Here is a 13,238-nt window from a genome sequence, read left to right on the forward strand (position 1 = left end):
GGATACAGTATGGATAGTCTACAAGATCATTTTATTGACGATCTGCTGGCGGATTCTCTGCAGGCAGCTAGTTATTTAAGACAGATGAGTTGTTGCCATCTACAGGTTTTTACCTATGATTGCCAGCAATGGATGGGGAATTACCTCAAGAGATACTGGGCGGCTTCCCCAGAAATTCAATTACAAATCTTTTTGTTTTCGGGATTCTCTGCTCCTAGGAGGGAGGTAGAACAGATTGATTGATTTACTTGAAATATCGCTCTATATACTCATGCAGTTGTCCAAGAAAAACACGGTCTTATTTATCATCCTACTAAGTTTAGTGAGCTATTTGGGATATAGGGGGTTAAAAATTGGATGGCCATCTATTCATAGATGCAGCAAAGGTCTAGTTGCAGCTGTTAGAGATCCAAGGAAGATTCTCATTCAATTGAAAAGTTTGAAGAAAGTAGAGACTTTGCGGAAGGTTTCATTATGGCTACCAACTTATATCGGTCTGTGGTTGGGAAATCTCCTTTTTCGTCTAGTTTATACCCTCCCTTTCATAGGCCGTAAGCGGAAACGGTTCAACAAAGAGGTCAAACCGATTCTAGCTTTTAAAACCTTCCAGAGCTTTATTTACATGGGGCTTGGCTTTAGCTTCCTTGCTTTTTTACTGACAAGTTATTTAGTGACCGTTCTTCGAGCGATTATTCCCTATCTCTATTTCATGGTTTTATCCATTAAGGATGAAAGCCTCTATAGAGCCTTTGACTGGACGAGTTTGTTGATCCAAAATCTTTTGAATGCACGGGTCTTTGTCTTGGCTCCAATTCTAGCTTTTCCAATTTTTACTTTAGGTTTAATCGCTGCTTGGAGATCCGCTTGGATTAATTTTGAGCAGTATCGTGATTACAATCATAATGAGGAAGGAGACGATCGCTTTGCGACTATTAAAGAGATTCATCAGCAGTACAAGAAAGTCCCAAACAAGAGACTGACTTATCCAGGTGATGGTGGGGTGCCTGTTCTACATGAAACGAGGAAAAATTTAGCTGGTGTAACCTTAGCTTCTCAGATGAAGTGGCAGAATCGAACAGTTGGTAGGTATATCTATCAGGCACAGAGGATCTTAGGAAATTTAGGACAAGTGTCTGGGGATTACTATATAGAAGATGCTACGGTTAATCTTTTGGATATTGGGATCACCCGATCTGGTAAAGGGGAAAGCCGTGTAGCTCCAATTATCGATATTAATAGTCGAGCAGAAAAGCAGCCTTCGATGGTCATTCAGGATCCCAAGGGAGAACACTATCAAGCTTCTTATAAAACCATGCGAAAGCGTGGCTATGATGTCGAAGTTTTGTCCTTCCAGAATATGGATTGGTCAATGTCCTACAATCCCTTAGAGTTAGCGATTGCGGCCGCCAAAAGGGGATATTATGAAAAGGCTCAGACTCGTGTCAATGCCGTTGCAGAAGCGATTTTCCCGCAGCCAAAAGGCGGAGGCAAGGGAAATTCAGAATACTTCCGGAAGTCCTCTATTTCATTGTTTAATGCCTTGACTATGGCGCTTATAGATCGAGCTAATGAAACTTTTCAAAATGGCGAGGAGGATGCCTGGGACACCATTACCATCCACAATATTGCTAAATTTTTGGCGAATTTGGGATCAGAGGATGTATTTGTAGATAGTGATGGGGAAATCGTTGAAAACCCAGAAAAAGGACAGAGTGTCTGGAAGAAGTCTAAACTAACCGTTTATTTTGATAATCTCCGCAAAGTCAATCAAAAGCAGTTTTCTAAATTTAGACAGATGGCAGATATAGAGTTCCGAGCTTCGGATTTTGGAGGCGATGAGACAAAAGGAAATGTCTACTCCAGCATGATGACGGGAATCAACCTATTCCTTCAAGACAATGTGGCCAAGTTGACTTCTAAAAATTCTATTGATTTGGAATCGGTGGGATTTCCAAGGCGCTTATCGGTCAAGCTTCGTTCTAGTCGGAACCGCTTGATGGAGAATGAGTTTACCCATAAAACCGCTAGAATTACCATTAAAGATGCTAGAAACGGTAAAGTCTATGTTCAAAATGCGACAGCCTTAATTGATGCGGAAGGTTATCTGACCTACTGTATTGCTCCTAAATTGCCTAATCAATTTGTGATCTCGATCGATTTTGATCATGACAATAATGGAACTTCAGCTATTCGTTCTGTAGAAATTCAATTCTCAGCTGAAAAAATCTATGGGGGAGTGGATTCTTATACAGGTAAGCCCTCGTTAAGGGGTCTTCAAATTAGGATTGATAAAGCTAGCCAGTCCCTGATTAAGGAGCAGGATGTGGAGTTGATTTACTCAGACAATCCAAAAATCATTTATTTAGTAACTCCTCCCAATCGAACCGAATACAATTCGATTGTCTCGCTCTTCTTAGATCAGTTGTTTAATGCCAACTATGAGCTGGCCTTATCGAATGGTCGAAAATGTATCAATCGGATTCTCCATGTTCTAGATGAGTTTACAAACATGCCAGCCGTTCCGAACATGGATACTAAAATTTCAATTGGTCTTGGCCAGAATATCTTGTATTATCTCTGGATTCAAAATTTAGAGCAGCTGGTGGCTGAGTACGGTGAGAATGTAGCTAAAACGATTCAGGATAACTGTTCACTTCAGGGCTATATTAAGTCGACGTCACAAGAAACCAATGAACGTTTCAGCAAGCGCTTAGGCAGTCGAACCATTACTCGGAGAAGACGGTCAAGCAACATTCTCGATGAAGCCAATCCAAATGTTTCAGTCGATCATGTACGACAAGAATTGTTGACTCCTACACAACTGGCCAAACTCCAAGAGGGTGAGGCCGTGATTCTACGAGGTGTCAAAGGTCGGAATAATCAAGGTCACAAGGTAACGACTGATCCTATTTTCCTTCACGACAAGACTAGCCTGCCTTATCGTTACATGTTCCTACAAGAGGAGTTTGACCAGTCTATGACCTTGGCAGATATTCCAGTTGAAAGTGAACACCGGAACTTGAATTTACAAGATGTGGCTATCGATGGTGAAAGAGCCTTTAGAAACCTGATTGACTGGCGCCGTCACCTCAATGCCGGCCTCGGCAGCAATACAGGAGAGAGTCCAAAATTAGCAAGTCGAGGCAGGACTCAGATTCAAGGGCAGCCCCAAGCAGTCCAGTCGACTGAAGAATTATTTGAAGTCGCAGTAGCTAGTGTGATTGGCGGTGATGTTTTACCTGGCTATGAGGAGAGCTTCCTAGACGATGATTTCTTCGTGGATGATGTGATGTAGTTATCGTTGGCAGAACTGAGCAGAGGAATCAACTCTGTTCAGTTTTTTAGACTCAAAGTTATATAATTAATTGGCCATCTTTTTTATAACTTTTGCTTTTTCCGATGGTCTCAGCTATAATAAAATTAGGAACGTAAAAGGAGAAGGTTATGAAATTAGGGAAAGTTGCTCGTTTAGTAGTTTGTGGTCTCGTTATTTTCTTCCTAGCAGCCTGTGGCGCAAAATCACCAGAAGATCTTGAAAAAAATGTGTTGAAAGATAGCTATACAGGATATTCGCAAGAGTCTGGTTATCAAGGGCGAAAATTTATAGCGGGTGGAGATACTTTAACTTTTGATAAAAGTCAGAAATTGATCAAGAACAGCCATGGTGAAGAAATTAAATATGCAGTTGTTTCGGATGATCAAGCTAAGAAAATCCCTTCTAAATATAGAGGAGCACTAGTGGATCTTGAAGAGGAATTAAAAGAAACAGATAATTTTACAATTGCTGTAGGAGATAATCCTGAAAAAGCCAGTGCATATTACCAGGTTGCTTTACAAAATGGTGGTAAGAATATCCGAATCATTGAACTTCTCCGGGGATATAAATATGAGAATGCTTACTATGATTTTTCTGGTGTAGCGGATTAAAATGAAAGTCTCAGAAATGAGGCTTTTTTGTTGCCCTTTAAAAGAAATTTTTAATTTATTCCTTATGATAGAATCATCAAATAGAAAGTAGAGGATTTTTCATGAGGTATGGCACCTTTTCAGATTTAATGCATGAAGTAGAAAAACTTGATGGGGATATTCAAGGAGATAACGCTGTAAAATTGGCAGAGTTTTATTCCTATTGGATTAATTACTTAGAACCAGCCCCAGCTTTTTTGTCCTATCTATCTCACCTACCAGGAGGTATTGCTAAGGTTTTTTACCAAATCACAGTTAGTTTAGAACATGTGTTTAATAATATGTTTAAGTTATTTGGCTTATTTGGCTACCTGGGGGATAATTCGACCTTGATTGGTCAATTTTTCTATTGGTTTCAAGTGCTGGGAACAAGCATATTTACCTTAGTTCTGATTATTTCGGCTTTGCTTGGAGTGTTCACAAAACCTGTTAAGTATAAAAATGTGATTACTAATTTTTTGTTGGTCACTTTTATGACAACGGCTTTGCCTTTAGGATTAACGATTATCACACAAGCAATGGCTGAGGATGCCCGAGCCATTCAAACCCTGTCTTCTGGGAAGGAAGATTATTCTTCCCTGGCTATTCAGCCCATCAAAAATAATGTGGTTGATCTAAAAATTTTAGTGGACAATGATTTTTCAACAAAACTGTTTCCGCTTGATAATTATGGATATATCAAACCTGTTCAGGAAGGATCAACTCCCGTCAATAATATTACAGATGATCCCGAGAAAAGAGATACACTTGATTTTGTGACCAAAATTGATTTTGCGGCTACCTATGGTGCTACAAATGGAGTAGTTCTTGATGATATGGAGATCGAATTTGATGAGAAATATGGAGTGAAGGGAATTAAGGGCTTATTCCTTCATAGGCTAGATGCTAATCAGACTGGTGTTGAGACCATCACAGAACATCGATTTGTGAACGGTTTAAATGCTTTTGAACCTGTTTATATGAGGTACAAGGTAAACTGGATTGGAATGTTTATCCAGTATGGTATTCTGATGATTCTTTTAGGTACCATGGCCTTTAAATTTGTTAAATCGGTTTTCGATATTATCATTCAGGCTATGATTTCTCCCATTGTCGGTTATAGCTCCGTTTCCAAGTCTACCAAGTATAAAGAATTACTGAGGACTATTGGAGGTGCTCTAGCAGGGATTATGTTTGAGGTGATCATCATTCGAGTTGTTTTAGAAATTTGTCGAGATTTACCAACCTTGTCTGTCTCTGCGGTTACCAAGTTATCAGGTGGTTTCTTTGATGGGCTAAATATGTGGGAACAGGTATTATCGGCTTCTTTAGTCTATCTAGGCTTGTTCTATGCGACGATGCAAGGAATTGCCATGGTCGAACGTTGGTTGGGTGTGTCTACAGCTCAAAGCGATTCAGCTCAACAATTGATGAGTTCTGTGATGGCTGGAAATGCGCTTTTCAATGGCGCTCGTGGATTTGGGCATGGTGCTCTGGCTGCAGCTGATATGGGTGCTAATCTTGCAGGGGCAGTACCTGGATTTGTGGCTGGAGGAAGTCGGGTTATCGGAAATAGCTTGTCTGCTACAGGTGGAGGTCTTCGTGGCTTTGGTGATGCTGTAAAAGATCAAGGTTTTGTGAATACTGCAACTGGCGGATTAAGTAACATGGTCAACCTGGCCGATGCGATGGGGCAAGATGCAGTTGGGAAGGTGAAGGATTTTGCTGGAGGTGTCGCAGATAATCTAAGTCAGAAAGAGCAAGCTGGTCATGATGCGACTTATGCTGCCTTTAAAAATCCAGCAGCTGAACCTAAAGTAGGCTTTAATTCTAAGATGAGTGCCAATGCTGACTATGGTTTGAATCGTTCCGGGCATTATGGAGGAGAACCTCTCTTCTCAGATTCTGCCTCTGGTACTGGTTCGTCTCTAGGGACAAACACTAGTTCATCCGGTGGAGGAATCACAGATCCTACCTTGGCGGCAACAGATCTCTCAGCTCCTGATTTTACAGGTATTAGTGATCCTAGTCCTGTAGGTGCTGGAAATTATTCCAATGTGAGCGCTCCGAATCTGTATCCGGAGACAAGTCAGGATCCGTTGCTATCTGGTCAGAAAGTGGATCAAGAGAGGTTATCCTCAAACCAGAAATCGAACATTCCTAATGTAACCTCGCAGGTTGATCCGTTTGGTGCTCCTAGCGAACCTCTGCAGAGTCAAAATCCGCTGAGAGGTCTAGAATTTGATGAAGATGAAGGGTAGAGAGAATGGATTTCAAAGATAAGATAGTTGTTATTACAGGAAGTCTACGGCCTCTCAGTCGTAAGGATGCTATTCGTTTGCTTGAAGCTAGGGGTGCAATTGTACATGCTTATATTTCAGCGGCTACAAATATTTTAATCACAGGTCACCGCCAATTGGATCTCTTTCAACCAGAGAAGCGATCCAAGAAGTACCAGGCAGCTATGCGAAGGATAGCAGAGGGGCAAGTGATTGAAATTGTGACGCAGGATCGATTTTTTCAGTTAGTAAAGGAGTCTCAGAGATGAGACTTCTTTTTTTGCAGTGAAGTGACTCTTTACAAGAGATATTGGTTTTATTTTTTACCATAGAGGCAAAAGAATGGGGAGGAAGTTATGGATGAAAAATATGGCGTACCTAGAGATGTTTATGCTCGGGTCAAAATTATTGGATTGTTTATGGTCGATCTTGTCTTTGTGGGAGGTTCAGGTGTTATGGCTTTGTCCTTTGCATTGAAGGTATTTCCACCGAGTCAGTGGGCTCAAATGCTGCTTTTTATCATTTTGAGTCCGGTTTTGAGTCTGTACCTGATTCTTCCTACCAATGGCGGGAAGAAGAATTGGAATAGTATGTACTTGTTTTTTAGACGGCGGCGCAAACGCTATGTCAGTTTAAATTATATTCGAGGGGGAAAATTGTAATGGCTATTCGAAAAGCTGAAAAACCGGTTGAAAACAAAAAGCCCTTGGGGCGGGTATCTGAGCGAAAAGGCTATTCGGAGTCTTATTTTGACTTGAATTCCTGTGTTGATTTACTGGATGTAAAGTCGATTATTCCCAACCAACAAGCCTATATCCAACTGGTAGATTTGGGTTATCTCCAATTGATGGAAATACCAGGTAAAGATTTAGGCTCCCTGTCTTGGAATGAGATGATGCGTACCATTCAAAATTTTGAAAAGTGGCTTTCTGATTTTAATACAGATATTCAGATTGAGACGACAACCTTACCGACCAATACAGCTCCCCAAATTACTGATTTACGGCATCATTTGAGCCTGGTTCGGGAGGAGAAGGCCAAGTTGCCTGTAGATAGCCGGCGGTATCTTCAGCTACAAGATCGAGAGGAGTTGTTGCTTAATCAAATTCGTGTTGAAGAAAGTATTCAACAGGAAATTTACAATACAGAGTTTATTTTATGGTTGTTTGCACCTACAACGATGGAACTAGATGATCTGGTTCGGAAGGCTAAAACGTATGGCAATAATGATTTTGTTCCTCAAGAAATTAGCTATGACAAGAAGGTACAAATTATGAAGCAGTATAACAACATGAATGAGAAGGTATAGGAGGTAGAAGATGCCTAGTTTATCAAAAAGAAAACAGCGGAAGCTCAGATCCCAGGGCTATGATTTAGCTTTTTTGAGTCAGATTCAACCACAAGGCAATATTGATTTCCGGAAAAATGATCGTTACTGGATTAATGGTGATGGGTATCATACAGTTCTTCATTTTTACGAATATCCATCTAAAGATCTGGATCGTTTTTGGTTGTCGGAACTATTATTGATTCCAGGAACCAGAGCATTCTTGTCCCTTTATCGGGAAAATAATAGGGTCTTGGCTCAAGAAATTGCAGATTCGATTGAAGAAAAGTCGACTAGGATTACTGGGAACAGTAAAATCGCCAATAACCAGAAAGAGCTAGATGAAATCCGAGACCTGGAACTTCTCAATCGAGAAATTGACAAGAAGAATATTGCCATGTTAGGGATGTATGTTCGAGTGTTTCTATCAGCTTCTACAGAGAGTGAGTTATTTAGAAAAGTCGATGAGGTTAAGGATAAGACTTCTAACTTCAAGTCAACAATTCTTGCAGGGGAGCTGGATTTTGAATACCATTCTCCCTTCATTCCAGCTAAATACCAGATTGATCTGCCAAACAGTCGCAGGGGGATTCCTGTTCCTGCCCATGATGTGGCAGGGGGTTATTTTTTTAACCATACCAAGCTCGAGGATCAGCGAGGGGTCTATCTTGGTTGGACTCCCACCAAGGGAGCGGTCAACTTTAATTTCTTAGAGCGGAATGACCGGCGGACTCGTTCCTTTATGATTTTATCGGGGAACCCTAAAATGGGACAGCGATCATTTTTGTTGAAGCATACTGATGGTCTTTACGCTAAAGGGCAGTTTATTCGGAATTTTGATGCCAACGGGACTTTCTTAGATCAGACTCGGCAACAACATGGCTTGATTTTGGATTTATCAGGAGAAGCTAACCGCATCAATATTTTTCAAGTATTTCCAACAGTCACTAACGAAGACGGGACAGAGGTCGATAAGAAAAAATCCTATAACCTGCATACGCAAAAATTGAAGAGTATTTTCAAGCTCTTGAATGAGGATGTTAGTGGCGATGATTTAACCACTTTTGGAACCCTCTTAAATGATTTTTATATCTCAGAGGGGCTATGGGCTCGTAATCCGAAATTGCACCCTGAAAGACTCAAGGCGACTGACCTGGTCAATGAAGAGTATCCGATTCTGTCTGATTTTGTCTTGTATGTAGATGACTATCGTCGGCAGCTGGAACAGAAGAAGAGTTCCAATGAATCGGAATTAGCTTCGGTCAAACGAATCTACAATACTTTTAACGAACTTCTGACGACGCATGCGGATATTTTTGAAGGGACAACAGAGTTTCGAGACATTACTTCAGAACAAGTGGTCACTTTTGATTTTTCTGGACTAAAGGGAACGCCGCAACTTTTAAATGCTCAAATCTTTTCTGTGCTCTCCCTAGTATCGGCTGATATTGTCAATAATGGAAAACGCTGCAAACAGCTGATGAAAGAGAACCCATCCTTATCTGAGATGGATATGCAGCACTACATTGTAAACATCAGTGAAGCTCAGACCTTGATTAATCCTAAGTATGAAAGCAGTGTGGAGCTTTTAGCAGATATTATTGATTCTATGGGGGATAACTTTGCAGGTGTCGTTCTATCTGTGAACTCGCTTCGAGGGATTCTTTTTGAGGGAGGTCAAGGCAGTCATAAGGATCCTTATGTAACAGCCGTGCAGCGGATTTTCGGCTTGATGCAGTATAGAGTTTTTGCTCAGACCGATGAAACCAGTATCCCTTTGTTGGCTCAAGCCCTGGCAGGATCGATGAATCAGTCAGAATTGGAAACTTTGCCACGTTTGATTAAGGGGCAGTTGTTTTTGAATATTGCTGGGGTGGGGAACCTGGTTTTCAACCAGCAGTTGTTAGCACCAGAACTAGGCCGCTACGGTGGGATTCAATAAGGAAAGGAAATCATCATATCACGTAATATTTTTGGATTTATTGGAAGAACAGTAGCTTCTGTTAAGAGTGGGATTGCTATTCGGAAAGCTGTCATGGAGAAAGAAAAGGCCTATTTTGCCTCCGAAGAATCTGATCCGGAACGCTTAGAGGCACAAAAACAAAGAGATCAAGAGTTTATCCAATCTCTGAAAAAGCTAGGGGTTGCTGTTCTTGTTTTTCTAGTTTTTTACGCTATTTTAAGAACGATTTTGAATCTTTGGTGAGGATTGAACGATGAAAAAATGGTTAGCTAGTCTCTCTGTTTTTATCGTTATTCTTTGGATGGGGGTTACTCTCCTGGCTGGTATTTTTGGAGCTATTTCGGGAGGTCAGGATGCCGATTGTTCAGCAGCTGCTACTAGTTCTGGCACTGCTGCTCAAGCTCCAGAAGGAACCAGTGTGACAGAAGATCAACTGCTAGTCGCTAAAAAGATTCAAGCGGTCGCTTTAGAGTATGGCCTCGATGAAAACAAGGCCTATGGGGCGATTGGAAATGCGGAACAAGAAAGTTCTTTGATGCCGCCTTTTGTGGAGCTGAATCACCTTTGGAGTTACTGGGCGAATGCCAATAGTGTTGAGGATGCTGTGAGAGAGATTCAGAAACATGGTACCAAGGCGGAGGCCTTGTTTGTGAACGGATTTAATTCAGTGATTGCTGCTTATGGAGGCGGCCTTAGTGATGAAGGTTACCGAGGTGGTTCCCCTGATGGCAGTCACTGGGTTGGTTTTGGTATCTGGCAATGGACTGGTTACAACGGGGTTATGCCCTATTTTGATTGGGCAGATGCTAATAAGAAAACTAAGGCCGATATTGATAGTATCTTGTTGTTTGCTTTCTCAGATAGCAGCGAATTTTTCAAGCCCTATACGGCCGAAGGTGACTATTATTATAAGCGCTTGGAAAAAATTAAGGCCATGCCTGCAGCTAGTTCGCCAGCCGAAGGAGCTGCCATTTGGCTCAATCACTATGAGTATGCTGGACAAGCTCCAGGCGGAGGTGGTTTGGTTCATCTGGATCAGCGGCAACAATATGCGACAAACTGGGCTGTTCGCCTTGGTAAGGAGAAGGTGGACACGGACTATGGGAAATCGATTATTAGCCAGGCCAATACTATGTCGGCTCAGAAAAATTCTGAAAAGAACGCAAATAACTGTGGGAAATCCTCCTCCTCTGCCAAAGGTAAGGGTGGGCACCCCTATAATCATGATTACTATTGGACAGCAGCTTTTCGGACTTACAACAAAGCTCGCACCATAGCAGCAGCTAACTTTGGATTCTCTACTCATAACGGGATTGATGTTGTAGCAGACTGGGGAATTGCCTTCTCGCCAAAAGGGGAAAAGGGGGAGATCTTTTCAGTTTACAACGGAACCGTTGTCGGCAAGAGTCCTGGTTTTGGCCAAATCCTGATTAAAAGTGAGCCTGCCGATACTGGATTGGATAAACCGGTTGTCCTAGAGTATACCCATCTATTGATTGATGGAGCTTATGGCAATATCCAGATTGGCGATAAGATTGAGGCAGGGCAACGAATTGGCACAGAAGGGGATACCGGTTCCCCAGGACTCACTCACTTACATTTCGGGGTTCTAAATGCGGAGGCGGTGGCCAATGGTGTTAACTTGTGGACTGGTATTAACTTGGATGAAAAGAATTATGGCGGCAGCGTTGATGATCCTATCATCGATCCAGGTCTCGTGTTGGAAGGCATCGAAGTAGGCTGGTTTGATACAGCTGCGCCTAACTACCTAGGTGATGAATTTATTCAGCCGAACCCCTTACAGATTCGTGTCGATGGTACCACTAAAGAAGATCCGAGACTTGCAGGGAAAGTTAAGTAGGAGGAGACAATGACCCAAAAAAGGAATAGACAGGTGATGGCAGTTGCGACTTTAGCAATGCTAACGATTATTCCATTTACTGTTTATCAAGTCTTTAATAAGGATAAGCAGAATATGGAGAATCAGTTACTGGGGGAAAAGGCAGCGATTGTAACCTTGGACACTAAGAAAAATAAGGATGAAACCTTGCTAAAAGCTATTCAAAATGGCCAAACTCTAAAGAATTATGAAGAATTAGAAAACCGGAAAAAGACGGTTTTTGAAGAGTATTTCAAGTTATCGAAAGAGCTATTGGCAGCTGAAAAAGAGAAGCAGGCGAAAGAAGTCGAGAAACTGAGAGAAAAGATTGATGATGTCATGGTATTAGGTGAGAGTCGGGAACTCTTCCTTTACCGTGGATCTGATTGGAAAATGGTTCTTAACCGTCAGATTCCTGACTTTACCTTCACAGTACAAGCAGCTGATAGTATTAGTATTGTTGATGGGGAGGGAAGAACCGTACTTCTCATGAAGGTCTGGTACAATGAGGAGGCGAATAAATTTCAATTGTTGTCTATGGTCAAGACTTTGGAATGGTTGGCGCCGACGGATGTCTTTGTACCAGGATCAGGAGAGGTTGGTGTCCTTTCTTCAAGTGAACAAGGGAAGGATGGTGATAATCAATGAGAAAACCGATTAAACTAGAGATCATTTTACGGTCGATCATTGTAGTTTTATTGACAGCTCTTCTTGTCTTAGTGCCTTTAACGGTATCTGTATCTAAAAGCCTGATTTCAACAAACCTAGAACTAGAGTCTACCCGTAAACTCAAGGAGAAGAAGGAAGAAGAGACTCGAAAACTTGGCCAAGAACTGGGCAGGGAACAGGAAAAACTTGTCCAGGACTTTTTAGGCTTTCCTCTCAGCGAGCTTAAACAGGATGAACATATTGTGACCGACTATCTCAACACAATCTTCTCTTGGAAAAATGGCCAAGAGTATGATGAGCAAAGACAGATTTTGGAAGCAGGCGCTGTCAAGGGAAGTGAGGAGCTACTCAAGGTCATTATGCCGCCTAACTATCGGGTTCCTGTTCCCAAGGAACTAGTCGGAAAAATTAAGGACAATGATATTGATATTAATGGCCTCAAATCAAAATTGGTTCAAACTCAATTAGAACGGCTTTCTTGGTCAAAATCAGCAGCAGCCGAGGTGACCTATGTAGCTATGATTACCTATCAGGTCTATGTCAATGAAGCAGATCTATCTGGCGACTATAAGACGACTCGTGATATGGTATTTACTTTTAAAGTATCAGGTACTGATGATAGAAAAGTTACAGAAGTTCAGTATGGATTTGTCCAACAATGATACAATAAAATACACAATAAGTTATATAATTTATTGTGTATTTTTCTTGACTTAAAGCCGTATTTATAGGATAATAGAGTCAGATGAATTATATAACTTTTCTATTTAAGAAGGGGGGGTTATGAAGATACAAACCATTAACCTTGATAAAGGTGGCGGTGGAAAAAGTAGTCATGCTTATAATCAGGCGTGGTGGTTGGCTACTGAAAAGAATAAGCGGGTCTTATTGATTGATGGTGCCAGGGAATGTAATCTTAGTCACTCCTTTGATGTGACCAGTGAAAAAACCATCTATGATATTTTTCAGACGGGAGAGTATGAAGGGCACCTCTAAAAACCAGAAGTATTCCGTCATATAAAAAAAGAAGGGACGCTTGCCCTCTAATTTCCAGCAAGAGTCCTTGTATTTCCTACTTTTCTATCCCGATTATCGGGAGAATTCTGATTTTTGGGCGCACTAAGCCCATGTATTCAAATTCAGTCGTTTGATCTGTTCAAAACGACAAATATTGTA

General features: G+C 41.4%; 12 protein-coding genes and 1 pseudogene. All 13 read left to right on the forward strand.

The annotated features are described in order from the left end of the window. The first annotated feature begins 9 nt into the window (after positions 1-9). Positions 10-243 carry a hypothetical protein gene (locus E5983_RS01745; protein WP_160332203.1) on the forward strand — a complete coding sequence of 78 codons (234 nt, stop codon included), beginning with the start codon at positions 10-12 and terminating at the stop codon, positions 241-243. Continuing rightward, positions 236-3,295 carry a VirD4-like conjugal transfer protein, CD1115 family gene (locus E5983_RS01750; RefSeq protein WP_160332204.1) on the forward strand — a complete coding sequence of 1,020 codons (3,060 nt, stop codon included), beginning with the start codon at positions 236-238 and terminating at the stop codon, positions 3,293-3,295. Before E5983_RS01745 ends, E5983_RS01750 begins: the two co-directional genes overlap by 8 nt. A 149-nt stretch (positions 3,296-3,444) precedes the next feature. Next, positions 3,445-3,927 carry a hypothetical protein gene (locus E5983_RS01755; protein WP_160332205.1) on the forward strand — a complete coding sequence of 161 codons (483 nt, stop codon included), beginning with the start codon at positions 3,445-3,447 and terminating at the stop codon, positions 3,925-3,927. A 101-nt stretch (positions 3,928-4,028) separates the two neighbouring features. Beyond that, complete coding sequence (locus tag E5983_RS01760) at positions 4,029-6,206, forward strand: pLS20_p028 family conjugation system transmembrane protein (RefSeq protein WP_160332206.1); 2,178 nt, start codon at positions 4,029-4,031, stop codon at positions 6,204-6,206. A gap of 5 nt (positions 6,207-6,211) precedes the next feature. Beyond that, a complete protein-coding gene (locus tag E5983_RS01765) occupies positions 6,212-6,493 on the forward strand; it encodes a BRCT domain-containing protein (RefSeq protein ID WP_160332207.1) in 282 nt (93 codons plus the stop codon). Positions 6,494-6,580: 87 nt separating this feature from the next. Further along, positions 6,581-6,886 carry a DUF5592 family protein gene (locus tag E5983_RS01770; protein ID WP_160332208.1) on the forward strand — a complete coding sequence of 102 codons (306 nt, stop codon included), beginning with the start codon at positions 6,581-6,583 and terminating at the stop codon, positions 6,884-6,886. Next, positions 6,886-7,533 carry a hypothetical protein gene (locus E5983_RS01775; protein ID WP_160332209.1) on the forward strand — a complete coding sequence of 216 codons (648 nt, stop codon included), beginning with the start codon at positions 6,886-6,888 and terminating at the stop codon, positions 7,531-7,533. Before E5983_RS01770 ends, E5983_RS01775 begins: the two co-directional genes overlap by 1 nt. A 10-nt stretch (positions 7,534-7,543) precedes the next feature. Continuing rightward, entirely contained in the window at positions 7,544-9,493 is a 1,950-nt protein-coding gene (locus E5983_RS01780; RefSeq protein WP_160332210.1) for a virulence factor, read from the forward strand. 9 nt (positions 9,494-9,502) lie between these two features. Beyond that, the gene (locus E5983_RS01785; protein ID WP_414486746.1) at positions 9,503-9,757 is read left to right on the forward strand and encodes a hypothetical protein; all 255 of its coding nucleotides are present in this window, start codon (positions 9,503-9,505) and stop codon (positions 9,755-9,757) included. 10 nt (positions 9,758-9,767) lie between these two features. Beyond that, on the forward strand, positions 9,768-11,375 hold the full coding sequence (locus E5983_RS01790; protein WP_160332211.1) for a phage tail tip lysozyme: 1,608 nt from the start codon (positions 9,768-9,770) through the stop codon (positions 11,373-11,375). Between the two features lie 9 nt (positions 11,376-11,384). Further along, positions 11,385-12,041 (forward strand): hypothetical protein, encoded by a 657-nt coding sequence (locus E5983_RS01795; RefSeq protein WP_160332212.1) that lies wholly within the window; start codon positions 11,385-11,387, stop codon positions 12,039-12,041. Beyond that, positions 12,038-12,724: a hypothetical protein gene (locus E5983_RS01800; RefSeq protein ID WP_160332213.1), complete on the forward strand. Its 687-nt coding sequence runs from the start codon at positions 12,038-12,040 to the stop codon at positions 12,722-12,724. The genes E5983_RS01795 and E5983_RS01800 overlap by 4 nt, the downstream gene beginning before the upstream one ends. A 121-nt stretch (positions 12,725-12,845) precedes the next feature. After that, positions 12,846-13,046: pseudogene (locus tag E5983_RS01805) on the forward strand (AAA family ATPase); the annotation flags it as partial. Positions 13,047-13,238: the final 192 nt, after the last annotated feature.

This window comes from Streptococcus danieliae (assembly GCF_009767945.1).
GTDB lineage: Bacteria > Bacillota > Bacilli > Lactobacillales > Streptococcaceae > Streptococcus > Streptococcus danieliae.

Bases quoted from the DNA above. Each gene is read 5' to 3' on its own strand.
- E5983_RS01745 (WP_160332203.1), top strand. From the start codon at position 10: ATGGATAGTCTACAAGATCATTTTATTGACGATCTGCTGGCGGATTCT.
- E5983_RS01755 (WP_160332205.1), top strand. From the start codon at position 3,445: ATGAAATTAGGGAAAGTTGCTCGTTTAGTAGTTTGTGGTCTCGTTATT.
- E5983_RS01760 (WP_160332206.1), top strand. From the start codon at position 4,029: ATGAGGTATGGCACCTTTTCAGATTTAATGCATGAAGTAGAAAAACTT.
- E5983_RS01765 (WP_160332207.1), top strand. From the start codon at position 6,212: ATGGATTTCAAAGATAAGATAGTTGTTATTACAGGAAGTCTACGGCCT.
- E5983_RS01770 (WP_160332208.1), top strand. From the start codon at position 6,581: ATGGATGAAAAATATGGCGTACCTAGAGATGTTTATGCTCGGGTCAAA.
- E5983_RS01775 (WP_160332209.1), top strand. From the start codon at position 6,886: ATGGCTATTCGAAAAGCTGAAAAACCGGTTGAAAACAAAAAGCCCTTG.
- E5983_RS01780 (WP_160332210.1), top strand. From the start codon at position 7,544: ATGCCTAGTTTATCAAAAAGAAAACAGCGGAAGCTCAGATCCCAGGGC.
- E5983_RS01790 (WP_160332211.1), top strand. From the start codon at position 9,768: ATGAAAAAATGGTTAGCTAGTCTCTCTGTTTTTATCGTTATTCTTTGG.
- E5983_RS01795 (WP_160332212.1), top strand. From the start codon at position 11,385: ATGACCCAAAAAAGGAATAGACAGGTGATGGCAGTTGCGACTTTAGCA.
- E5983_RS01800 (WP_160332213.1), top strand. From the start codon at position 12,038: ATGAGAAAACCGATTAAACTAGAGATCATTTTACGGTCGATCATTGTA.